This is a genomic window from Thermomonospora sp. CIF 1, from assembly GCF_001896795.1.
GTDB lineage: Bacteria > Actinomycetota > Actinomycetes > Streptosporangiales > Streptosporangiaceae > Thermomonospora > Thermomonospora curvata.
Genome location: NZ_MOYN02000021.1, coordinates 514,434 through 535,399 on the forward strand (window position 1 = coordinate 514,434; position 20,966 = coordinate 535,399).

Consider the following 20,966-nt stretch of genomic DNA (forward strand, 5'->3'; position numbering starts at 1 on the left):
AGCCGCCCGGATTGTGAGCGGTCACATCCTGAACCGGGTTCAGTTGGACCTTCGACTCGAGTTGGCGCAGCCACTAGACGGTGTTACAGCTCACATGCTGGTGTGCCTCCCACACGAATGTCGAAGGGGAGGTGCCATGGCGAGTGGGACGCTCGCGATCGGCGGCCTGTCGGTGAGCTACGGCAAGGCCGTGCAGGCGCTGCGCGAGGTCTCCCTGGTGGTTCCCGAGGGCGCGGTGACCGCCGTGCTGGGGGCCAACGGTGCGGGCAAGAGCACCCTGCTGCGGGCCATCTCGGGGACTTTGTCGTTCCACCGCGGCGCGATCGAGGCCGGTGAGATCACCCTGGGCGGCCGCCGGCTGGACGGGCTGCACCCCGCCGCGGTGGTGGCGGCCGGGGTGGTCCAGGTGCCCGAGGGCCGCAGGATCTTCGGGCGGCTCACCGTGGAGGAGAACCTGCGGGCCGGGGCGCTGGGCGCCCGGGACCGCTCGGGGACGGCCGCCGCCCGCAAGCGGGTGCTGGAACTGTTCCCGGTGCTGGCCGAACGGGCGAAGCAGCGGGCCGGGCTGCTGTCGGGGGGTGAGCAGCAGATGCTGGCCATGGGCCGGGCGCTGATGGCGCGGCCCAAGGTGCTGCTGCTGGACGAGCCCACCCTCGGGCTGGCCCCGCTGATGGCCGAGCGGATCGGCGAGACCATCGCCGAGATCAACCGGCAGGGCACGTCCGTGCTGCTCATCGAGCAGAACGCGGCGCTGGCGCTGCGCTTGGCCCACACCGCCTACGTGCTGGAGGTCGGCCGGGTGACCTTGTCGGGGCCGGCCGATGAGCTGGCCGCCAGCGACGAGGTGCGCCGCCGCTACCTGGGCGTCGGCGGCGAGGAGGAGCTGCAGCCGGAATTCCGGCGTCCGCCCACGCTCGAAAGGTGGGCCGGTTGATCGCGACCGTCCCCCCGTCCACCCCGAACCCCACACCGCAGATCACCGGAGGGTGCCGTGACCGCTACCGGACGCGCAGGCCGTCCCCGCCGACCGTGCCGCCCGGCAAGGCGCACGCCCGGCGCGGGCGCATATCCCGAAGGCGGTGCCCGGTGAGCGAGCTGAAGGTCACCGACCTGACGGTCAAGTTCGCCGGGATCACCGCGCTGGACCACGTCGGCTTCACCGTGGAGCCCGGCAGCATCCACGCCATCATCGGGCCCAACGGCGCCGGCAAGTCCACCTGCTTCAACGTGCTGTCGGGCGTGTACAAGGCCACCTCCGGCAGCGTGCGGTTCGGCGGCGCCGAGCTGACCCGGATGCCGCCGCACAAGATCGCGGCGCTGGGCGTGGCCCGCACGTTCCAGAACATCGCGCTGTCGCGCTTCCAGAGCGTCGAGGACAACGTGATGCTCGGGCGGCACCGGCTGATGCGGGCCGGTTTCCTCAGCACCGGGCTGCACCTGCCGCACGCCCGCCGCGAGGACGCCCGGCACCGGGCGCGGGTGCGGGAGATCGCCCGTTTCGTGGGCGTCGCCGAGTACCTGGACGCGCCGGTCGGGATGCTCCCCTACGGGGTGCAAAAGCGGGTCGAGCTGGCCCGCGCCCTGGCGATGGAGCCCAAGCTGCTGCTGCTGGACGAGCCGGTGGCCGGCATGAACGGCGGGGAGCGGCGCGCCATGGCCGAGGTCATCGTCGCCGCCCGCGCCGACCTGGGGATCTCGATCCTGCTGGTCGAGCACGACATGGGCATGGTGATGCGGCTGGCCGACCAGGTGACGGTGCTGGACTTCGGCCGCAAGATCGCCTCCGGTCCGCCCGCGCAGGTGCAAAACGACCCCGAGGTGATCCGCGCCTACCTGGGCGAGCAGGCCGTCCAGCAGCAGGACGGCGTCGTCATGGCCAAGGGCGCACCCGGCCAGGCGCAAGCGGGGGTGCGAGAAGGAGCGCTGCCTCAGGGCGCGCCGGAGGCGAGCGGGGAGCAGTCGTGACCACTTTTGTGGAACTCGTCGTCAACGGGGTGTCGATCGGCTCGGTGTACGCGCTGATCGCCCTCGGTTTCGTGATCATCTTCAAGGCCACCGAAGTGGTGAACTTCGCCCACGCCTCGCTGCTGCTGGCCGGCGGGTTCATCACCGCCAAGCTGCACGGGCAGCTGGGCTTTTGGCCGGCGCTGCTGGTCGGCATCGCCGGCGCGGCGGTGCTGGGGGCGCTGGTGGAGTTCCTGGTGCTGCGCCGCTCCCGGGCCGGCGACCACCACGTGCTGGCGATCGTCACCATCGGCGTGGACATCCTGATGACCACCGAGCTGACCCGGCAGATCGGCACCGATGTGCTGGCCATGGGCGACCCGTGGCAGAGCAAGGTGGTGCACCTGGGCGGGATCAGCATCGCCCAGACCCGGATCGCCGCGCTGGTGACCGCGGCGACCCTCATCACCTGCTTCCTGCTGGCGTTCCGCTACACCTCCTGGGGCATCGCCATGCGGGCGGCGGCCGAGGACCGGGAGACCGCGGCGCTGATGGGCATCCGGCTGGGCCGGGTGTCCACGGGCGCCTGGGCGGTGGCGGGCGCGCTGGCCGCGGTGGCGGCGCTGTTCTTGACCGTCTTCCCCACCCCGGGTCTGGACCGCACGACCTCGCTGGCGGCGCTCAAGGCGTTCCCCGCCGCGATCTTGGGTGGGCTGGACTCCACCACCGGGGCGCTGGTCGGCGGGCTGATCATCGGGCTGACCGAGTCGCTGGCCACCGGCTACCAAAGCGAGCTGTCCTTCCTGGGCCGCGGCATCGGCGAGGTCGCCCCGTTCCTGGTGATGGTGATCATCCTGCTGATCCGGCCCGCCGGGCTGTTCGGAACGAGGGAGCTGGCCCGTGTCTAGCCTGAGCCGTTCCCGGATGTCGCCGCTGCAGCTCGCCGGCCTGGCGGCGGTGCTGGCGGTGATGGTGATCCTGCCGTTTTACGCCGAGCCGTTCTTGATGCAGGCCGGGCTGTTCGCGATGGCCGCGGCCATCGGCGCGATCGGGCTGAACCTGCTGACCGGCTCCACCGGGCAGCTGTCGCTGGGGCACGCCTTCTTCCTGGCGATCGGCGCCTACGGGTATGTGTACTTCGCCGCCGAGCCCGACTCGGCGCACCACCTGTCCGGGTGGGGCCTGCCCACCCCGGTGGCGGCGGTGCTGGCGATCGCGCTGGCCGGGGTGGCCGGCGGGCTGTTCAGCCCGATCGCCGGCCGGCTCAAGGGCACCTACCTGGGCATCGCCTCCCTGGCGCTGATCTTCATCGGCCAGCACATCCTGCACAACGCCCACGCGGTCACCGGCGGTTCCAACGGCCGGGAGGTGCCGCCGCTGGAGATCTTCGGGTTCGTCTTCGCCGACACCCCCGAGCTGGTGGTGCTGCAGGTGCCGTTCCGGGCGCTGGAGAAGCTGTGGTTTTTGAACCTGGTGCTGCTGGTGGCGGCGGCCTGGATCGCCCGCGGCATCCTGCGCGGCCGTCCCGGGCGGGCCATGAACACCATCCGGGACCATGAGATCGCCGCCGGGGTGATGGGCGTGCCGGTGGCCCGCTACCGGGGTGCGGTGTTCGTGCTGTCGTCGATGTACGCGGGTCTGGCGGGTGTGCTGCTGGCGCTGGCGTTCCAGCGCACCGTGCCCGACTACTTCGGCTTCATCCTGTCGCTGGAGTACCTGGCGATGATCGTCATCGGCGGGCTCGGCACGGTGGCCGGCTCGATCGTCGGCGCCGTGCTGGTGTCGATGCTGCCGCCGCTGTTCACCCGCTACAGCGACGCCCTGCCGCTGATCGCCGCATCCGGTTCCGGCGGTCTGGACGCCGCCCAGGCCTCGCGGATCCTCTACGGGGCCGTCGTCATCGCGGTGATCCTCTTCCTTCCCGGCGGGCTGATGGGGCTGTGGATGCGTCTGCGCACGTCCCTGGCGCTCCGCCGGAAGGTTCGACCCTCCTGACAAATCCTCACTCAACCACCCCCCTCAGACAAGGAATCCGAGGAGCGAACACCATGAAATCAACCCTTCGCTCGGCGGCCGTGTCGCTGGTTGCGCTGGCGCTGGCCGCCACCGCAGCCGGCTGCTCCAGCGACAAGGCCACCGGTGGCTCCGAGGCGACCGGGCCCGACGGCGTCAAGCAGGGCCCCGGCGTGACCGACAAGACCATCAAGCTCGGCATCGCCACCGACCTGACCGGCGTGTACGCGCCGCTGGGCAAGAGCATCACCCAGGCCCAGCAGCTGTACTACGAGGAGGTCAACCAGCGCGGCGGCGTCTGCGGCCGCACCATCGAGGCCGTGGTGCGCGACCACGGCTACGACCCGCAGAAGGCGGTGTCCATCTACACCGAGCTGAACAACAACGTGCTGGCGATCCCGCACTTCCTCGGCTCGCCGATGGTCAGCGCGGTCAAGCAGCGCATCGAGTCCGACAAGATGTTCACCATCCCCAGCGCCTGGACCACCGCGCTGCTGGGCAGCAAGTACATCCAGGTCACCGGCACCACCTACGACGTGGACATGATCAACGGTGTCCAGTGGCTGATGGACAAGAAGCTGATCAAGAAGGGCGACAAGCTCGGCCACGTCTACTTCGAGGGCGACTACGGCGGCTCGGCGCTGCGCGGCACCAAGTACGCCGCCGAGCAGCTGGGGCTGGAGGTCTTCGAGCTGCCCATCAAGCCCACCGACCGTGACATGAAGTCGCAGGTCGCGGCGCTGGCCAAGGAGAAGGTCGACGCGATCCTGCTCAGCGCCGGCCCGCAGCAGGCGGCCTCGCTGGCCGGCATCGCCCGCTCCCAGGGCATGAAGCAGCCGATCCTGGGCAGCAACTCCGCCTACTCCCCGCAGCTGCTGGCCACCCCGGCCAAGCCCGCTCTGGTGGAGGGCTTCTTCATCGCCACCGCCGGCGCCCCGATGAGCGCCGACCTGCCGGCGATCAAGAAGCTGGCCGAGGCCTACTCCAAGAAGTACCCCAAGGACCCGCTGGACAGCGGTGTGGTCAACGGTTACGGCGGCGCCTCCATCGTGGTGTCGGCGCTGGAGAAGGCCTGCGCCAACAAGGACCTGACCCGGGAGGGCCTGATCAACGCCCACCGCTCGGAGGCCAACGCCGACGACGGGCTGGGCACCCCGATGAACTTCACCTACTTCGACAAGCCGGCCACCCGCAAGACCTACATCATCAAGCCGGACGAGAAGGCCACCGGCGGCGCGGTGATCGTCGAGCAGGCCTTCGAGTCGGAGCTGGCCAAGAACTACCAGGTCCCGGTCGGCACCTTCTGATCCGGTTCTGATCCCGGCCGGTTGAGCGCGGCGGACGGCCCGTCCGCCGCGCTCACCTGTATCCGGGCCGCAGCAGACGGCATGGCGGGCCTGTCGGGGAGCCCGCAGGCGGAACCCACGGGCGGAACCCGCAGACGAAAGACGCGCACCGGCGCCCTTGCCGGTGCGCGTCTTCCCGTCCGGGCCTTGCGCCGGCCGCCCGGCCGGGCGGGGACAAGACCCGCGGCCCTGTGGAACAGCGGCGGGCACCGGCCCCGGAGCGGGAGAGGCCGGTGCCCGGCGTTCTCCGGTCCCGCCCACCGAGCGCCACATTCTTATCGGGCGGGACCGGAGGTCTGTGGGGATCTTCAGGGGTTGCTCAGTGGGTGACCGCCTTCTCGGCGCCGGCCCCGGTCAGCGAGCGGACCTCGATCTCGGCGTACTTGGCGGCGTTGTGCTCCTTGGACAGCACAGTGCCCAGCCAGCCGCACAGGAAGCCGAACGGGATGGAGACGATGCCCGGGTTCTCCAGCGGGAAGAAGGCGAAGTCGGCGCCGGTGAACAGGGCCTTCTCCGAGCCGGAGACCACCGGGGAGAAGATCACCAGCAGCACCGCGGCGCCCAGCCCGCCGTAGATGGCCGACACCGCGCCGGCGGTGTTGAAGCGCTTCCAGAACAGGCTGTAGAGGATCGCCGGCAGGTTCCCGGAGGCGGCGACCGCGAACGCCAGCGCCACCAGGAACGCCACGTTCAGCCGCTGGGCGTAGATGCCCAGCACGATCGAGACCGCGCCGATCACCAGGGCCGAGATCCGGGCGACCCGCACCTCCTCCTTCTCGGTGGCCTTGCCGCGCCGGAACACGTGCGCGTACAGGTCGTGGGCGAAGGAGGACGAGGAGGCCAGGGTGAGGCCGGCCACCACCGCCAGGATGGTCGCGAACGCCACCGCCGCGATGATCGCCAGCAGCACCGTGCCGCCCACGTCGCCGAGCATCAGCTGCCCGATCCGTTCGGCCAGCTGCGGGGCGGCGGTGTTGCCCGCCGGGTTGGCCTCGCGGATCGCCTCGCTGCCCACCAGCGCCGCCGCGCCGAAGCCCAGCACCAGCGTCAGCAGGTAGAAGACGCCGATGATGCCGATGCCCCACAGCACCGACTTGCGGGCGTCCTGGGCGGTGGGCACGGTGTAGAAGCGGATCAGGATGTGCGGCAGGCCCGCGGTGCCCAGCACCAGCGCCAGCCCCAGGCTGATCAGGTCGAGCTTGCCGGCCAGGCCCTGGGCGTCGGTGGCGTACCGCAGCCCCGGCTCCAAGAACGCCTCGCCCTTGCCGCTCTGCTCGGCGGCGTCGCCCAGCAGGGTGGAGAGGTTGAAGCCGAACTTGGCCAGCACCAGCAGCGTGACCAGCGTCGCCCCGCCCATCAGCAGCACGGCCTTGACGATCTGCACCCAGGTGGTGCCCTTCATGCCGCCGACCACCACGTAGATGATCATCAGCGCGCCGACCAGCACGATGGTGGCGCCCTTGGCGAACTCGGAGGTGAAGCCGAACAGCAGCGCCACCAGCGCGCCCGCGCCGACCATCTGGGCCAGCAGGTAGAAGATCGACACCGTGATGGTGGAGATCCCGGCGGCGGTGCGCACCGGCTGCGGGCTCATCCGGAAGGCCAGCACGTCGGCCATGGTGAACTTGCCGGAGTTGCGCATCAGCTCGGCGACCAGCAGCAGCGCCACCAGCCAGGCCACCAGGAAGCCGATGGAGTACAGGAAACCGTCGTAACCGTACAGGGCGATCATCCCGGCGATGCCCAGGAAGGAGGCGGCCGACATGTAGTCGCCGCCGATCGCCAGGCCGTTTTGCACGCCGGAGAAGGAGCGCCCGCCGGCGTAGAAGTCGGTGGCGTCCTTGGTGTGCCGGCTGGCCCACACGGTGATCGCCAGCGTGGCGCCCACGAACGCCAGGAACAGCACGATGGCCAGAGTCTGGTGGCTCACGCGCGGACCCCTTCCCGCTCGACCTGGGCGGCCAGTTCGGCGGCCATCGGGTCGAGCTTCCTGCCGGCATGCCGGGCGTACAGCCAGGCGATGGTGAAGGTCGAGACGAACTGCAGCAGCCCGAAGATCAACGCCACGTTGATGAAGCCGATGACCTGGGTGCCCATGAAGCCGCGGGCCCACCCCGACAGCACCACGTACAGCAGGTACCAGGCCAGGAACGCCACCGTGGCCGGGAACACGAAGGCCCGGAAGCGGCGCCGCAACTGCTGGAATCCCTCGGTGCGCTGCACCCGTTCATAAGGTGTCCCGCCTATGTCCAGATCCTTCTCGACGGTCACGACTACCTCCTCGGCTGTGACGGGGGTCACGCCACGGTAGAAAGCCGGAAGGCCCGTCGTGGAGAGGGCGGCCGACGGGCTGCGCCGAGCCGCCGGACGGTTGCGCCGATCCGCCCCCCGCCATCGGTGAACGGTCGATTTCGTGCGACGAACGGACGAACGGCAGCCCTCTTCGGACGTTTCGCCCACTTCTCTCCCTTTTGTCGCCGCGACCGGTTCCGGCCGTCCTGCGCCGCCCCGCCGGGGAAGCCGATCTTCGGGCGCTAGCCTGAGGCGGCAGTGCCCGCTCCACGTCGTCTCAGGAGACCTCGTGCACGGTCCCCCGCCGCCCCCTCCGCCCCACGGCCCGCCGCCCGGATGGCCGCCGCAGCCGGGCACGCCCTCCTTCCCGCCCTCTCCTCCCGCGCCGCAGGCCGTCCCGGCGGACGCGCCCATCGGCCTCCCCCGGCGCCTGGCCGCATGGACGATCGACGTCCTGGTCGTGGCCGCCCTGGTGGGCCTGGTCGGCACGGTCACCTATCACCGGCTCGCCGACTACGTCGCCTCCCTGGGCACCCGGCTCGCCGCCGTCGGAGTCTGGGACCTGCTCATCTCCCGGGGAGACCTGACCGGCATCGCCGCCACCACGGCCCGCTCGGCCTGGGACGGGGCGGTCTCGATCGTGATCCAGGGGTTCATCGCCCTGGTGGTGCTGCAGTGGCTCTACCAGTTCGCCGCGCTGGTGTGGACGGGCCGCACGCTCGGCAAGGCGGTGCTGGGCCTGCGGGTGCACGCCGCCTCCGGCGACCGCCGCGTGGGCCCGGGCAGGTCCTGGCGGCGGGCGACCGTCACCACCGTCTGCGAGAGCGGCGTGTACTCCCTGGCCTGCGTCCTGCTGCTGACCGGCCGGTTCTTCGTGTCGTTCCTGTGCTGGCTGGCCGCGGTGGCCCTGCTGGCGGCCAACGGGCTGACGATGCTCGCCGGCCGCCGGCGCCGCAGCCTGGCCGACCTGCTGGGCGGCACCGTCGTCGAGCGCGGCGCCCTGCTGCGCACCGCCGCCCAGGCCGCCCGGCAGGGCGTGCAGGCCGCCTCCGGCTCCGCCCGCCGGCTGGGACGGCGCCTGCGGGAACGCACCGCCCAGCACGCGCCCTTCCCACCCGCCGCGCCGCCGCAGGCCCGGCCCGGACCCGCGCAGTTCCAGCAGCCCGGATACCCGCCGCCGCCCCCGGGCGGCGCCCCGCCGCACTCCCCCTGACCGGCCGGCGGCCCCGGCCCGCCGGGGCGTCACACGCGCTTGGGACGCCAGGTGCCGCGGTCGACGTCGAGGCTCTCGGGGGTGTGCAGGCGGACCATGGTGCGCGCCACCCCGGGCGGGATGCTGCGCGGGGTGAGCAGCGAGACCACGATCATCACCGCGAACGCCACCGGCACCGTCCAGGCCGCGGGCTGGGCCAGCAGCGCCCCGGCCAGCCCGCTCGGCGGGCCGCCGAGGATCGTCCACACCACGGCCGTGCCCGCCAGGCCGCCCCCGGCCACCAACCCGGCCAGCGCCCCCGCCACGGTCAGCCGCCGCCACCAGATGCCCAGCACCAGCAGCGGGCAGAAGGTGGAGGCGGCGACCGCGAACGCCAGCCCGACCACGTCGGCCACCGCCAGGGCCCGCGCCGCCAGCGCCAGCCCCAGCGGGACGAACAGCGCCAGCAGCGTGGCCGCCCGGAACGAGCGCACCCCGCCGTGCAGGATGTCCTGGGCGATCACCCCGGCCACCGACACGGTCAGCCCCGAGGAGGTGGACAGGAACGCCGCCACCGCCCCGGCCGTCACCAGCGCGCCCAGCAGGTCGCCCAGCGTGCCGCCGATCAGCCGGCCCGGCAGCGTCAGCACCACCGCGTCGGTGCGCCCGGTCATCAGCAGCTCGGGGGTGTAGATGCGGCCGAGCACCCCGTAGAGGGCGGGCAGCAGGTAGAAGGCGCCCAGCAGGGCGAGCACCAGCACGGTGGTGCGGCGGGCGGCCTGGCCGTCGGGGTTGGTGTAGAAGCGCACCAGCACGTGCGGCAGGCCCATGGTGCCCAGGAACGTGGCGAGGATCAGCGAGTAGGTGGCATACAGCGGGTACTCGCGGCCCGACAGCGGCAGCGCCCACTCCCGGTCGGTGCGTTCGGGCAGGCCGGAGACGTGGGGCACCGCCGCGCCCGCGGGGAAGACGACCGTGGAGTCGCGGGCGATGCGGTGCTCGCCGGCCGTCAGCTCGACCGGGCCGTCCTGGGCGCGTCCGTCCAGCCGGCCGTGCAGCACCACGCGCACCGGGTGCTCCACCCGGACGGTGACGTCCGCGCCGACCGACACCGTGGTGGCCTGCGGGAAGGTCGGCGGGGCGTCCCGGGTGGGGGCGGGGGCGGCGTCGTGGCGCCAGGCGATCAGCAGGAACAGCACCGGCACGGCCAGCGCGGTCAGCTTCAGCCAGTACTGGAACGCCTGCACCAGCGTGATGCTGCGCATCCCGCCGGACAGCACGTTGATCGTCACCACCACGGCGACCAGCACCGCGCCGGCCCACACCGGGGTGCCCACCACGGTGCGCAGCACCAGCCCGGCGCTCTGCAGCTGCGGCATCAGGTACAGCCAGCCGATCAGCACGGCCAGCACGCTGGTGACCCGCCGCACCGCCATCGACTCCAGGCGCGCCTCGGCGAAGTCGGGCAGGGTGTAGGCGCCCGAGCGGCGCAGCGGCGCGGAGATCAGCACCAGCAGCACCAGGTACCCGCCGGTCCAGCCCACCGGCAGCCACAGCATGTCGGCGCCGTAGGCCAGGATCAGCCCGGCCACGCCCAGGAAGGAAGCGGCCGACAGGTACTCCCCGCCGATCGCCGAGGCGTTGCGCAGCGGCGAGACGGTGCGGGAGGCGACGTAGAAGTCGGAGGTGGTGCGGGAGATCCGCAGCCCGAACGTGCCGATCAGCACGGTCGCCGCCACCACCAGCGACACCGCGACCAGTCCGTAGGCGCTGTTCATGTGTCGCGGTCGACCAGCTCGGCGAAGTCGCGTTCGTTGCGTTCGGCCTGGTGCACATACCACCAGCCGCACCCCACGAAGGCCGGGTAGACCAGCCCGGCCAGCAGCAGCCACGGCAGCGGCAGCCCGAGCACCTGCAGCTCGCGCAGCCGCGGCACGAGCACAAATAGCAGCGGCAGCCCGCCCACCGCCGCGCCCAGCAGCCCGCACACCCCCAGGCTCAGCCGCAGCTGGGCGCGCATCAGCGAGCGCATGTAGGCCTCGCCCAGCCCGGTCTGCTCGTCGATCTCGCGGGTCACCGGGCGGCGGGGGCGGCGGGCGGCGCGGGTGCGGGGACTGGTCACCAGGACCCGTTTCGGCGGCGTCCGCCCGCTCGCCGGGCCTTCGTCGCCACGCGGTCCCCCAGGCCGGGGAGGAGAGTCCCCGACGGTGTCCGGTTGTGCGTCATCCCAGCTCACGGCATCGTCCCTCACTGCGATACGCCCGCATGCGGCCTGCGGGAACGGCGTGGCGGCAAAGGTTCACTGGTTGCGGCGGGCGCTGCGCACCAGCAGGTCGCGCAGCTCGCGGGTGTGGCGGCGGCTGACCGGCAGCTCGGTGCCGCCGACGCGGACGGTGCAGCGCCCCGACTCCAGCCGCAGCTCCTCGATGTGCCGCAGCGCCACCAGGTGGCTGCGGTGGACGCGGACGAACCCGGCGGCGCGCCAGCGTTCCTCCAGCGCCGCCAGCGGGATGCGCACCAGGTGGCTGCCGGAGGGGGTGTGCAACCGGGCGTAGTCGCCCTGGGCCTCCACGTACCACACGTCGGCGGGGGCGACGAAGCGGGTGACCCCGGCCAGCTCGACCGGCACCAGGTCCGGGTCGGGCTGCGGCCGGCGGGCCGGCGGGGCGGGGGCCGCCGGGGCGGCGGGCGGTTCGGATGCGGCGCTCACCCGGCGGATGGCCTCGGCCAGCCGTTCCGGCCGGATGGGTTTGAGCAGGTAGTCGGTCGCCTTGATCTCGAAGGCGTCCACGGCGTGGTCGTCGTAGGCGGTGACGTAGACGATCCGCGGCGGCCGGGCGAACTGGGCCAGCAGCCGGCCCAGCACCACCCCGTCCAGGCCGGGCATGCGGATGTCCAGGAACACCGCGTCGATCGGCCGCCGTTCGGCCAGCGCCCGGTCGACCTGCCGGAGCGCGGCGGCGCCGTCGCGGGCCAGCGTCACCTCCCCGATGCGGGGGTCGGCGCGCAGCCAGAAGGCCAGGTCGTCCAGGGCGGGCGCCTCGTCGTCCACGGCCAGGACACGCAGACCGGTCACTCGGTCCCCCTCCGTGGGACAGATCACAGGAACGCCCTAAGCGTCCGGATCGACGGGGCGAAAGTCAAACCCCGTTTTCGCCGTCGCGGGGCCAGGACCCCGAGGCGGTCACGCCGGGCCGGTATTTGGGGACCCGCAGCGTCACCTTGGTGCCCGCCCCGATGGCGGTCTCCACGGCCAGCCCGTAGTCGTCCCCGTAGACCTGCCGCAGCCGCTCGTCGACGTTGCCGAGCCCGATCCCGGCGGCCTCGGTGGGGCCGCCCGCGCCGTCGGGGGTCTCCCCCGCCAGGATCTTGCGCAGCCGTTCGGGGTCCATGCCGACCCCGTCGTCCTCCACGCTGATCACCGCGTCGGCCCCGGCGTCCTCGGCGATGATGGTGATGTGCCCGGGCCCGGCCCGGTCCTGCAGGCCGTGCCGGACGGCGTTCTCCACCAGCGGCTGCAGGCACAAAAACGGCACCGCCACCGGCAGCACCTCCGGGGCGATCCGCAGCGTCACATGCAGCCGGTCGTCGCCGAAGCGGGCCCGCTGCAGCAGCAGGTAGCGGTCGATGGAGTGCAGCTCCTCGGCCAAGGTGGTGAAGTCGCCGTGCCGCCGGAAGGAGTAGCGGGTGAAGTCGGCGAACTCCAGCAGCAGCTCCCGGGCCCGCTCGGGGTCGGTGCGCACGAACGAGGCGATGGTGGTCAGCGAGTTGTAGATGAAGTGCGGGGAGATCTGCGCGCGCAGCGCCCGCACCTCGGCCTCCATCAGCAGGGTGCGGGAGCGGTCCAGTTCGGCCAGTTGCAGCTGGGCGTCCACCCAGTGGCCGACCTCTTCGGCGGCGCGGATCAGCCCGGCCGACACGTCACCGCCGTAGGCGGCCAGCGTCCCCACCACCCGTTCGTCGGTGGTCAGCGGCACCACCACCGCGTGCCGGATCGGGCAGTCCACCACCTGGCAGGTCACTTCCTTGGGGCCGAGCACGGCGGTGCGCCCGTCGGCCATCGGCCCGGCCGCGTGCGCCACGGCCTGCTCGGCGTGGTGGTCGCCGGTGCCGTCCCAGGCCAGCAGGCGTTCCCCGTCGGTGATGGCCAGCGCCGCCGATCCCAGCAGCTCCCGCAGGTGCCGGGCGGCCTTCTGGGCCCCCTGTTCGGTGAGGCCGGCCCGCAGGGGCGGCGCCGCCAGGGAGGCGGTGTGCAGGGTCTGGAACGTCGCCCGGTCCACCGGGCTGCCCAGCTCCCGCCGCCCGCGCCACCAGGGCACCGCCGCCACCAGCGCGGTCACCGTCACGGCCGCGACCACCGCCAGCGCCACATCCATGGCCACACCGTAGCCCCGCCGCCGCCGGTCCGCCCGGAACGTCCCGGCGGGGCCGTTTCGCCGGACGGCGTCAGCGGATGACGGCGATGCCGTCGGTGACCACGGCGGGACGGCCCTTGGTGCCCGCCACGACGATCCGGACGGTGTGCCTGCCGGGCTTCTTCCAGCTCTTGGTCCACACGATGCGGCGGTAGCGGGTGGAGCGGGCCTTGGTGTCGACGGTGGCGACCTTGACGCCGTCGACGTAGATGTGGACGGCGCCGTTGGCGGTGCCCCGCCGGAAGATCAGCCCGACCGAGCGGCCGGTGAAGGCGTAGCGGACGCTGGCGCCCTTGGTCTTGCTGTAGAGCGCCCGGCGGCCCAGGTAGCTCTTGGTGGTGAGGACCTTCCAGCGTCCGCGGCGCACCGCGGACTGGTCGTGGACCAGCGCGGCGGTCCGGGTGATGGAGGCCCGGGTGTTGTTGCCGAGGGTGTCGGCGGCCAGCAGGGTCCATTTCCGGGAGACGCCCGGCTTGACGGACGTCGCCCAGGCGGTCGCCGACACCTTGAAGTTCCTGGCGGTGGGCGAGGTGGCCCGCAGCGACCTCAGCCGCACGTTGTCGGTGACCTTCCAGGTGAGCCGGACCGGCATCTTCCCCTTGGCGCCGACCGCGCCGCCGCGCACCCGCAGCGCGGGGGCGGTGCGGAAGACCGGGGCGGTGACGTCGGAGATCACCGGGTAGACCGGGGAGAGCGCCGTGGTGCCGTTCAGGTTGCGGGCCCGCACCCGGAGCTTGTGGGCGCCTTCGGGCACCTTCACCTGCGCCCAGGTCGCCCGCCCGTTGCGGCGGGCCAGGACCTTGCCGTTCAGCAGCACCTCATAGGTGGAGACGGCGGCCGGGTTCCAGCCGATGGTCAGCGTTCCCCTGGTGTAGTAGGTGCCCTTGGACTCGGTGGCTCCGGTGATGGAGGTCACGATCGGGGGCTTGGCGGGGGTGCTCCACTGCTTGGCGTGGCTGCGGATGGCGCCGAGCCGGCCGTACAGGAGCTCGCCGGGGCAGGCGGTGGCCACGCCGTCGCGGTGCCCGGAGATGGTGTTGAAGCTCTTGCCCGCCACGGTGGCCCTGCCGGTGGGGTCACTGCCGTGCAGGCCGAGTTTCCAGGCCGCGACGCGGGCGACGGCTTTTTGGGCCGCGACCGACGGTGCGACGCCGGTGAAGTCGCCGAGCACCGCCACCCCGGCCGAGCCGGTGTTGTAGCCGTAGGTGTGCGCGCCGATCACCGGTTTGCCGACGCCGCCCTTGCGGCCTTCGAAGATGGTGCCGCACTTGTCGACCAGGAAGTTGTAGCCGATGTCGTTCCAGCCGTTGGTCTTGACGTGGTACAGCAGGATCGACCGGATGACGGCGGGCGACTCGGCGCAGTCGTAGTCGTTGCCGCCGGCGCTGTGGTGGGTGAAGACGACCTTGGCGGCCGGGGCGTACTGTGGGGAGCCGGTGACCAGGCTCTCGTCGGCGCCCCACTGGGCGCGGGTGACGATGACCGGGGCCGGTGCCGCGGCGGCCCCGGCGCTCTGGCCGGCGGCCCCGCCCGGCTGCTCCCCGCTCCCCGGCCCGGACTGCGGCACGCGCGGGCCGTCCCCGGGGTCGACCAGTTCGGCGCGCAGTCCCGCCGGCGGCGGCCCGCTGCCGGTCACCCGGATCTGGACGCCGTTCGACGGCCCCACCCACAGCGGCTTGGTGGCGCCGCGCCGGGGGCGCTCTGCGGAGGAACCGGCGTCGGGGGCGTCGTGGTCGTCGATCTGCAGGGTCCGCCACGGCGACCACCGGCCACTGGCGGCGCCGCGGGTGCGCACCTGCACCGAGCCGTGCAGTTTCGCGCCGGGGTCGTCCCAGGAGACCCCGACCATGCTGAACGGCCCGGTGCGCGCGGCGGGCAGCTCGGCGACCGGGCTCGCCGCCGGGGCGGGGGGCGCCTTCGGCGATCGCGGCGCCTGGGTCTGCGGCGGCTCGCGGTCGGACGGGGCCGTGCGCAGCGGAACCGTGCGCACCTGCCCGGGGCGGGGTCCGGCCTCGGCCTGTGTCGCCGCCGAGTCCCCCGGCCACACGATGTACCCCACCGTCCCGGACAGCAGCACGCCCGTTGTGGACAGCGCGATGACCGCGCGCCTGTTCATGACCCTCCGATCCTGAGGCGTCCCGTCGCCTTTCGCCGCGGCTCGGCCTGCCGGGATAAGGGGCGGTCCCGAAATCGCCGGTGTTCGTCCCGGCCCACCGGGCGGCCGGGCGTCGAAAGCCCGGGAGGAGGGATCTTACGCCCCGCCTATGACGGGAAGGTCGGTTTTTTGTTATGTCGGATGTGTCGCGCCGAAACACCCGCAGGTCGCCGGCCGGGCCTGTCCGGAATCGGAAAGATCAGGTGCGACGGGTGTAGATGAAGCCGAGTTTGTCGACTTCGGCTCCGGAGCGGCCGTGGAATCCGGCCAGTTGCCAGCCGGGCGGAGTGGTGCGGGTGAGGCAGTCGGAGGTGGTCGTGCCGCCGGAGAGGGCGTTGCCCCGGTTGGTGGTGAAGCGGGCGTAGAAGATGCGGCTTTTGCCGTTGCGCTTGCCCCGGCACAGGTGGACGGAGGTCACGTACTCGCCCGCGGCCAGTTCCAGGGCGGCGGCCGTGCCGCCGGTGCCGCCGTGGGTGAGCGTGGTGCCGTCGTCCAGGGTGAGGCCGACCTGGTCCACCCTGGCCCCGCTGCGCATGGTCAGGCGGACGGGGCGGGCGCCGGGCCGGATTTCGTCGATGTCGTTGTAGTGGTCGCCGTGCGGGCCGCCGAACTGTTCGCCGAAGCGGTAGTGCGGGCTGGCCTTCCAGGTGAAGTCGGCGGCGATGGGGTCGTGGTCGGACAGCCTCTCGCCCGCCTCGTCCAGGAAGGCGGCGCGTTCGTTGCGGTAGCGGACGGCGTTCAGTTTCAGGAACTTGGAGCCGCGGAACAGGATTTTGTCGACGACTTCGCAGTTGTCGACGGTGGCGGTGTCACAGGCGGGGGCGGGGCCGCCTTCGGGCGGCGGGGTGCCGCCCCGGATGAGGCTCACCCACACGTCGGTCAGGCCGTTGGCGGCGGCGAACTGGCGGATGCGCTCGCCGGTGCGGGTGTAGCGGGTGTTGGTGTCGCCCATGACCACGACCGCGTTGCCCGATGAGTGCTTTTGGATGAACGCGGTGAGCTGGTCGAGGTTGGCGTTGCGGGCCGCGATGTCGCGGCTGGTGCTGCCGGCGTCGGCGTGCAGGTTGTAGAAGTCGACGTAGACGCCTTCGGCCAGGCGGACGCGCATGAACGTGAAGCCCTTGGGGGTCAGGCAGTCGCCCGTGCCGATGTAGCAGTCCTTCCAGGTGACGCGCTGGAAGTCGCCGGTGTCGTAGGGGAAGTTCGACAGGGTGTTCAGGCCGCTGCCGATGCCGGCGATGCCGCTGGTGGGCGTGCGGTAGGGGTGGTTGTCCCCGGCGTAGAGGGCGCGGTGGTAGTTGAAGTCCTCTTGGACGTGGACGATGTCGTAGGGCGCCAGGCGGGGGCTGATCAGCGGGATGTTCCTCGACGGGTGGCTGCCGGACAGGAAGTCCGGCAGCCCGGCGATGTTGTAGGTCAGCACCGAGAACGCGCCGGAGGGGGGCGTCGCGGCGGTGGCCGCGGCCGGGCCGGGGAGGCCGGCCGCGGCCGTCAGCGAGGCGAGCACGGCCGCCGCCGCGCGCCGCAGCCGGCGGCGGCGTGCGGCGGCGGCCGGAGCCGTGCGGCCGGTCATGGCCATGGACGAGCGGGGTCCGTTCATGGGCACTCCTCGCCCCGAAAGATCAAATATGAATATTTCTCGCGTCCTTGACGGTACGCTCCCCCGCCGCCCCCGTCCAGACCCGATGGCCGCGCATACGGCGGCCCGGACGAGACGGAAGACGCCCCCGCTCACCGGCGCGGCGCATGGGGCCGTCGTCCGTGCGCGTCCGGCCGCGCAGGTCAGGCGCCCGCCGGCGACAGCGCGCCCCGCCAGGCGGCATAGCCGCCGATCAGGTCGAGGACCTGCGCGTGGCCGTGGCGGCGCAGCAGGCTGGCCGCGATGGCCGAGCGGGTGCCGCCGGCGCAGTAGGCGACGACGGTGCGGTCCTTGGGGACCTCCTCCAGCCGCCCCGGCAGCTCGGCCAGCGGGATGTGCAGGGAGCCCTCGATCCGCCCGGCGCGCAGCTCGCCGACGTTGCGCACATCCAGCACCAGCGGGGGCTGTTCGCCGTCGAGCTCGGCGCGCAGCTCCCGGGCGGTCATCCGGGGACCGTGCGCGATCTCCTCGGGCATGCCCATGAAGGCGCCCTCGGGTTCGCGCAGGTAGCCGATGACGTCGTCGAAGCCGATGCGGGCCAGCCGGGTGATGACCTCCTTTTCGCGGTCCTGCGGGGCGACCACGAGGATCCGGGAGCCGGGCGCCACCACCGTCCCGGCCCATTCGGCGAAGCGGCCGTCGGCGGGCACGTGCAGCGAGCCGCGGACGTGCCCGGCGACGAACTCCTGGGTGGGGCGGGCGTCCACCACGACCGCCCCCGCCGCGCGGTGGGCCAGGAACTCGCCGGCCTCCAGCGGCCGCAGGCGCTTGTCCACATCGAGCAGCCCGTGCTCCTTGCGGTTGAGCACGGCGTCGTAGACGAAGTAGCCGGGAGCGGAGGGCTGCCCTTCGGTGACGATGGCCAGGAACTCCTCCTCGCTCATCGGGGCGCAGGCGTAGTTGGACAGCCGCTGCTCGCCGATGGTGGACCACCGTTCGGTGGACAGGTTCTTGCCGCAGGCCGAGCCCGCCCCGTGCGCGGGGAACACCCGCACCTGGTCCGGCAGCGCCATCAGCTTGCGGTGGACGCTGTCGTAGAGCATGCGGCCCAGCTCATCGGCGGTCTTCCCGAGGGAGGCCAGCAGGTCGGGACGGCCCACGTCCCCGATGAACAGCGCGTCGCCGGTGAGCACCCCGTAGGGGACCTCATCGCCCGCGTGCTCGAAGACCAGCAGGCTGATCGACTCAGGGGTGTGCCCGGGGGTCTCCATGACCTGCAGCACCACATCCCCGAGCTCGATGCGCTCGCCGTCGGCGAGCTTGCGGATCGGGTACTCGGCCTCGGCCCGCCGTCCGTAGCCGATCCACGCCCCGGTCTGCGCGGCCAGCTCCAGATGCCCGGCGATGAAGTCGGCGTGGAAGTGGGTGTTGATCACGCCTTCGATGCGCAGCCCGTGCTCCTTTGCGGCGGCCAGGTACTCGGAGACGTCGCGGCGGGGGTCCACCACGACCGCGCGGCCGGTGCCCTCGTCGCCGATCAGGTAGGAGGCCTGGGAGAGGCAGTCGAGGTAGTACTGGGCGAAGAACATGCATACCTCCGGGGGTATCCGACTCGCCTTGCAGCATACCCCCCGGGGTACCTGCTCTCATCCCCGTGGCCGGTGACGACCTCTGGCCCTGCCCGGTGGGACCAAGGTCCCTACGGACCGGGAGGGCGAGTGACCACCGTGGAGACCAGGCAGCGTCCGCACTCGGAGGTATGTGATGGCCGTTCCCCTGGCGTCCCGCGCAGGCGTCCACCGGCTGGTCTCCGCGGCGATCGCCGCGCCCTCGCTGCACAACAGCCAGCCCTGGTGGTTCCGCTCCCGCGGCGGTGAGCTGGAGCTGCACCTGGACCCCGACCGGGCGGTGCCGGTGATCGACCCGCGCGGCCGGGCCATGCACATCGCCTGCGGCGCCGCCCTGTTCAACCTGCGGCTGGCGGTGCGCACCGCCGGGCACCGCCCGATCGTGCGGACCTTCCCCGGCAGCGGGCACACCCTGCTGGCCATCGTCGGCGGCGAGCCGTGGACCGAGCCGTCGGCCCGTCAGCGCGAGCTGTACGCCGCGATCACCGAGCGGCGCACCAACCGCAACCCCTATGACCGCATCCACCTGCCGGCCCGGGTGCTCAACGAGCTGGAGGAGGCCGCCCAGCGGGAGGGCGCGGTGCTGCGCATCCTCGAGCAGCCGGCCACCTCCCGGCTGCTGGACCTGATCGCCGCCGCCGACAACGAGCTGGCCGAGAACCCCGCCTACCGCCAGGAGCTGGCCCGCTGGACCACCGGCCGCGCCCGCACCGAGGGGATCCCCTCCTACGCCTTCGGCCCCCGCTCCGCCGGGCGGGGCCTGCCCATGCGCGACTTCGGCCTGGGCGGCTTCGGCGACGGCGGCCGGGAGGTCGGCGGCTTCGAAGAACGGCCCACGCTGGGCGCGCTGATCGTCGACGGCGACGGGCCCGCCGAGTGGCTGCGCGCCGGTCAGGCCCTGCAGCGCGTCCTGCTCACCGCCACCCGGCACGGGGTGGCCACCTCGTTCCTCACCCAGCCGCTGGACGTGCAGGAGATGCGCGACCCCGGCGGCGGCCACTGGCCCGGCCGCAGCGTCCAGATGATCATCCGTTTCGGTTACGGCCCGCCCGCCCCGGCCTCTCCGCGCCGCCCGATCCGAGAGGTCCTGGTCGCCTAAGACGCCTCGGTCCGCCCTCCGGGTTTCCGGGGGCCGGTCGTTGCCCGGTCGCGTCCCCACCCCGTGACCGGGCAACGACTTTTGCGCCGCCTCATGACGCGCGGGTCTCCCGGCCGGGCCGACACGGCTGATCCCTCCGGCACGGGGTCTTGCGGGACGAGAGGCCAGACAGTGCCCGAGGTCGTGACATCGCAGGTCAGACTTCTTCCAAGCGCCGCCTTCGTGCCCCCATGAGAAGATCGCGGTGTCCGGCGGTCTTCATGCGATCGTGTTCGGCCTCTTCGGCACCCTGGTGCCCAGCGGCTCGCGGGAGCGCCGGGACGCGGTGTCGCATGCCATGGCCGACGACCTGGGCGTGGACCGCGTTCTGTTCGCCGAGCTGTTCAAAAACAGCTTCCGGGAACGCTGGCGCGGAGCCCTGGGCTCCTTGGAGGAGACCATCGCCGCGCTCGCCGTCCGCGCCGGCGGAAACCCCACCGAGGAGGCGGTCCGCCGCGCCGCCCGGCGCCGTCTCGACTTCACCCGCCGCCAGATCACCCCGGACCCCGGCCTGCCGGCGCTGCTCGACGCGCTCCGGGCCGACGGCCGGCGGCTGGGGCTGATCAGCAACTGCTCGGCGGAGGTCCCCGCGCTCTGGGACGGCAACCCGCTGTCCCGACAGATCACCGCCCCGGTGTTCTCCTGCACGGTCGGATGCTGCAAGCCCGACCCGCAGATCCACCGGCTGGCCGCCGCCGCACTGGACACCGTCCCCGAACGGTGCGTCTTCGTCGCCGACGGCGCGGGAGGCGAGCTGCCCGGCGCGCAGGCCGTCGGCATGCAGACCATCCGGGTCCGGGCCGACGGCGTCGATCACGGCGTTTACGGCGGCATGGGGAACTGGGAGGGGACGACCGTCGACACCCTCTATGACCTGCCGGCCGTCCTCGGTGGGCGGAATACCGGCCGTACCCGCCGGTGATCTCCCACCCGCCGGTCCCGGACGGCACGAGCACCGGACGGCCCATGGCGCCCGGGAGCGCAGCGAACCCCCGCACGCCGCCCACGCGCCCGCAGCCGGCGCCGGACGCACCATCCATTCACCGAATTACACCGAAATGAGCAGATATCCCCATATCGGCTTCTCCTCTTGAAGTGAAAGGTTCGCCACTCTTTCCCGCACCGCACGGCCGACCGGCGGCAAGAATACGACCAAGTGCGCAGTCTTTACCCGATACCGACTGCAGGAATTACCCGTGACCGTGTTATCCCTGAGTCGCTGCCATATGCAGAAAAGCAGTTCCGGCAACGAAGCAGGAGACCC

General features: G+C 72.4%; 17 protein-coding genes. 8 read left to right on the forward strand and 9 right to left on the reverse strand.

Annotation, left to right across the window (positions count from 1 at the left end):
* Window positions 1–136: 136 nt before the first annotated feature.
* The 5 genes from BUE48_RS15640 (at window position 137) to BUE48_RS15660 (ending at window position 5,264) form a co-directional block, all read left to right on the forward strand.
* Complete coding sequence (locus BUE48_RS15640; protein WP_012853487.1) at window positions 137–934, forward strand: ABC transporter ATP-binding protein; 798 nt, start codon at window positions 137–139, stop codon at window positions 932–934.
* A gap of 152 nt (window positions 935–1,086) precedes the next feature.
* Window positions 1,087–1,965 (forward strand): ABC transporter ATP-binding protein, encoded by an 879-nt coding sequence (locus tag BUE48_RS15645; RefSeq protein WP_012853488.1) that lies wholly within the window; start codon window positions 1,087–1,089, stop codon window positions 1,963–1,965.
* A complete protein-coding gene (locus BUE48_RS15650; protein WP_012853489.1) occupies window positions 1,962–2,852 on the forward strand; it encodes a branched-chain amino acid ABC transporter permease in 891 nt (296 codons plus the stop codon). Before BUE48_RS15645 ends, BUE48_RS15650 begins: the two co-directional genes overlap by 4 nt.
* The gene (locus tag BUE48_RS15655; protein WP_012853490.1) at window positions 2,845–3,939 is read left to right on the forward strand and encodes a branched-chain amino acid ABC transporter permease; all 1,095 of its coding nucleotides are present in this window, start codon (window positions 2,845–2,847) and stop codon (window positions 3,937–3,939) included. The genes BUE48_RS15650 and BUE48_RS15655 overlap by 8 nt, the downstream gene beginning before the upstream one ends.
* Before the next feature lie 53 nt (window positions 3,940–3,992).
* On the forward strand, window positions 3,993–5,264 hold the full coding sequence (locus BUE48_RS15660; RefSeq protein WP_012853491.1) for an ABC transporter substrate-binding protein: 1,272 nt from the start codon (window positions 3,993–3,995) through the stop codon (window positions 5,262–5,264).
* 358 nt (window positions 5,265–5,622) lie between these two features.
* Here BUE48_RS15660 and BUE48_RS15665 read toward each other — a convergent pair whose 3' ends face one another.
* Both BUE48_RS15665 and BUE48_RS15670 read right to left on the reverse strand, forming a co-directional pair.
* Window positions 5,623–7,233 carry a monocarboxylic acid transporter gene (locus BUE48_RS15665; protein ID WP_286990298.1) on the reverse strand — a complete coding sequence of 537 codons (1,611 nt, stop codon included), beginning with the start codon at window positions 7,231–7,233 and terminating at the stop codon, window positions 5,623–5,625.
* Complete coding sequence (locus BUE48_RS15670) at window positions 7,230–7,574, reverse strand: DUF485 domain-containing protein (RefSeq protein ID WP_012853493.1); 345 nt, start codon at window positions 7,572–7,574, stop codon at window positions 7,230–7,232. The genes BUE48_RS15665 and BUE48_RS15670 overlap by 4 nt, the downstream gene beginning before the upstream one ends.
* 310 nt (window positions 7,575–7,884) lie before the next feature.
* Between BUE48_RS15670 and BUE48_RS15675 the strand changes: the two genes are divergently transcribed.
* Window positions 7,885–8,808 (forward strand): RDD family protein, encoded by a 924-nt coding sequence (locus BUE48_RS15675; RefSeq protein ID WP_286990299.1) that lies wholly within the window; start codon window positions 7,885–7,887, stop codon window positions 8,806–8,808.
* 29 nt (window positions 8,809–8,837) lie between these two features.
* Here the strand turns inward: BUE48_RS15675 and BUE48_RS15680 are convergent, their stop codons facing one another.
* The 7 genes from BUE48_RS15680 to BUE48_RS15710 form a co-directional block, all read right to left on the reverse strand.
* Window positions 8,838–10,565: a sodium/solute symporter gene (locus BUE48_RS15680; protein WP_012853495.1), complete on the reverse strand. Its 1,728-nt coding sequence runs from the start codon at window positions 10,563–10,565 to the stop codon at window positions 8,838–8,840.
* A complete protein-coding gene (locus BUE48_RS15685; protein WP_245536873.1) occupies window positions 10,562–10,909 on the reverse strand; it encodes a hypothetical protein in 348 nt (115 codons plus the stop codon). Before BUE48_RS15685 ends, BUE48_RS15680 begins: the two co-directional genes overlap by 4 nt.
* Before the next feature lie 177 nt (window positions 10,910–11,086).
* Window positions 11,087–11,863 (reverse strand): LytR/AlgR family response regulator transcription factor, encoded by a 777-nt coding sequence (locus BUE48_RS15690; RefSeq protein ID WP_012853497.1) that lies wholly within the window; start codon window positions 11,861–11,863, stop codon window positions 11,087–11,089.
* Window positions 11,864–11,927: 64 nt separating this feature from the next.
* Complete coding sequence (locus tag BUE48_RS15695) at window positions 11,928–13,163, reverse strand: sensor histidine kinase (protein ID WP_012853498.1); 1,236 nt, start codon at window positions 13,161–13,163, stop codon at window positions 11,928–11,930.
* Window positions 13,164–13,233: 70 nt separating this feature from the next.
* The gene (locus tag BUE48_RS15700) at window positions 13,234–15,318 is read right to left on the reverse strand and encodes an N-acetylmuramoyl-L-alanine amidase (protein WP_286990303.1); all 2,085 of its coding nucleotides are present in this window, start codon (window positions 15,316–15,318) and stop codon (window positions 13,234–13,236) included.
* A 238-nt stretch (window positions 15,319–15,556) separates the two neighbouring features.
* Entirely contained in the window at window positions 15,557–16,957 is a 1,401-nt protein-coding gene (locus BUE48_RS15705) for a jacalin-like lectin (protein ID WP_012853500.1), read from the reverse strand.
* A 182-nt stretch (window positions 16,958–17,139) separates the two neighbouring features.
* The gene (locus BUE48_RS15710) at window positions 17,140–18,525 is read right to left on the reverse strand and encodes an MBL fold metallo-hydrolase (protein ID WP_012853501.1); all 1,386 of its coding nucleotides are present in this window, start codon (window positions 18,523–18,525) and stop codon (window positions 17,140–17,142) included.
* Between the two features lie 175 nt (window positions 18,526–18,700).
* On the opposite strand from BUE48_RS15710, the gene BUE48_RS15715 reads away from it, so the two are divergent.
* Window positions 18,701–19,663 (forward strand): Acg family FMN-binding oxidoreductase, encoded by a 963-nt coding sequence (locus BUE48_RS15715; RefSeq protein ID WP_012853502.1) that lies wholly within the window; start codon window positions 18,701–18,703, stop codon window positions 19,661–19,663.
* 244 nt (window positions 19,664–19,907) lie between these two features.
* Window positions 19,908–20,624: an HAD family hydrolase gene (locus tag BUE48_RS15720; protein WP_286990307.1), complete on the forward strand. Its 717-nt coding sequence runs from the start codon at window positions 19,908–19,910 to the stop codon at window positions 20,622–20,624.
* Window positions 20,625–20,966: the final 342 nt, after the last annotated feature.

Coding starts and splice junctions, on each gene's coding strand:
- BUE48_RS15640 (WP_012853487.1), top strand. CDS start 137: ATGGCGAGTGGGACGCTCGCGATCGGCGGCCTGTCGGTGAGCTACGGC.
- BUE48_RS15660 (WP_012853491.1), top strand. CDS start 3,993: ATGAAATCAACCCTTCGCTCGGCGGCCGTGTCGCTGGTTGCGCTGGCG.
- BUE48_RS15680 (WP_012853495.1), bottom strand. CDS start 10,565: ATGAACAGCGCCTACGGACTGGTCGCGGTGTCGCTGGTGGTGGCGGCG.
- BUE48_RS15695 (WP_012853498.1), bottom strand. CDS start 13,163: ATGGATGTGGCGCTGGCGGTGGTCGCGGCCGTGACGGTGACCGCGCTG.
- BUE48_RS15700 (WP_286990303.1), bottom strand. CDS start 15,318: ATGAACAGGCGCGCGGTCATCGCGCTGTCCACAACGGGCGTGCTGCTG.
- BUE48_RS15705 (WP_012853500.1), bottom strand. CDS start 16,957: ATGAACGGACCCCGCTCGTCCATGGCCATGACCGGCCGCACGGCTCCG.
- BUE48_RS15710 (WP_012853501.1), bottom strand. CDS start 18,525: ATGTTCTTCGCCCAGTACTACCTCGACTGCCTCTCCCAGGCCTCCTAC.
- BUE48_RS15715 (WP_012853502.1), top strand. CDS start 18,701: ATGGCCGTTCCCCTGGCGTCCCGCGCAGGCGTCCACCGGCTGGTCTCC.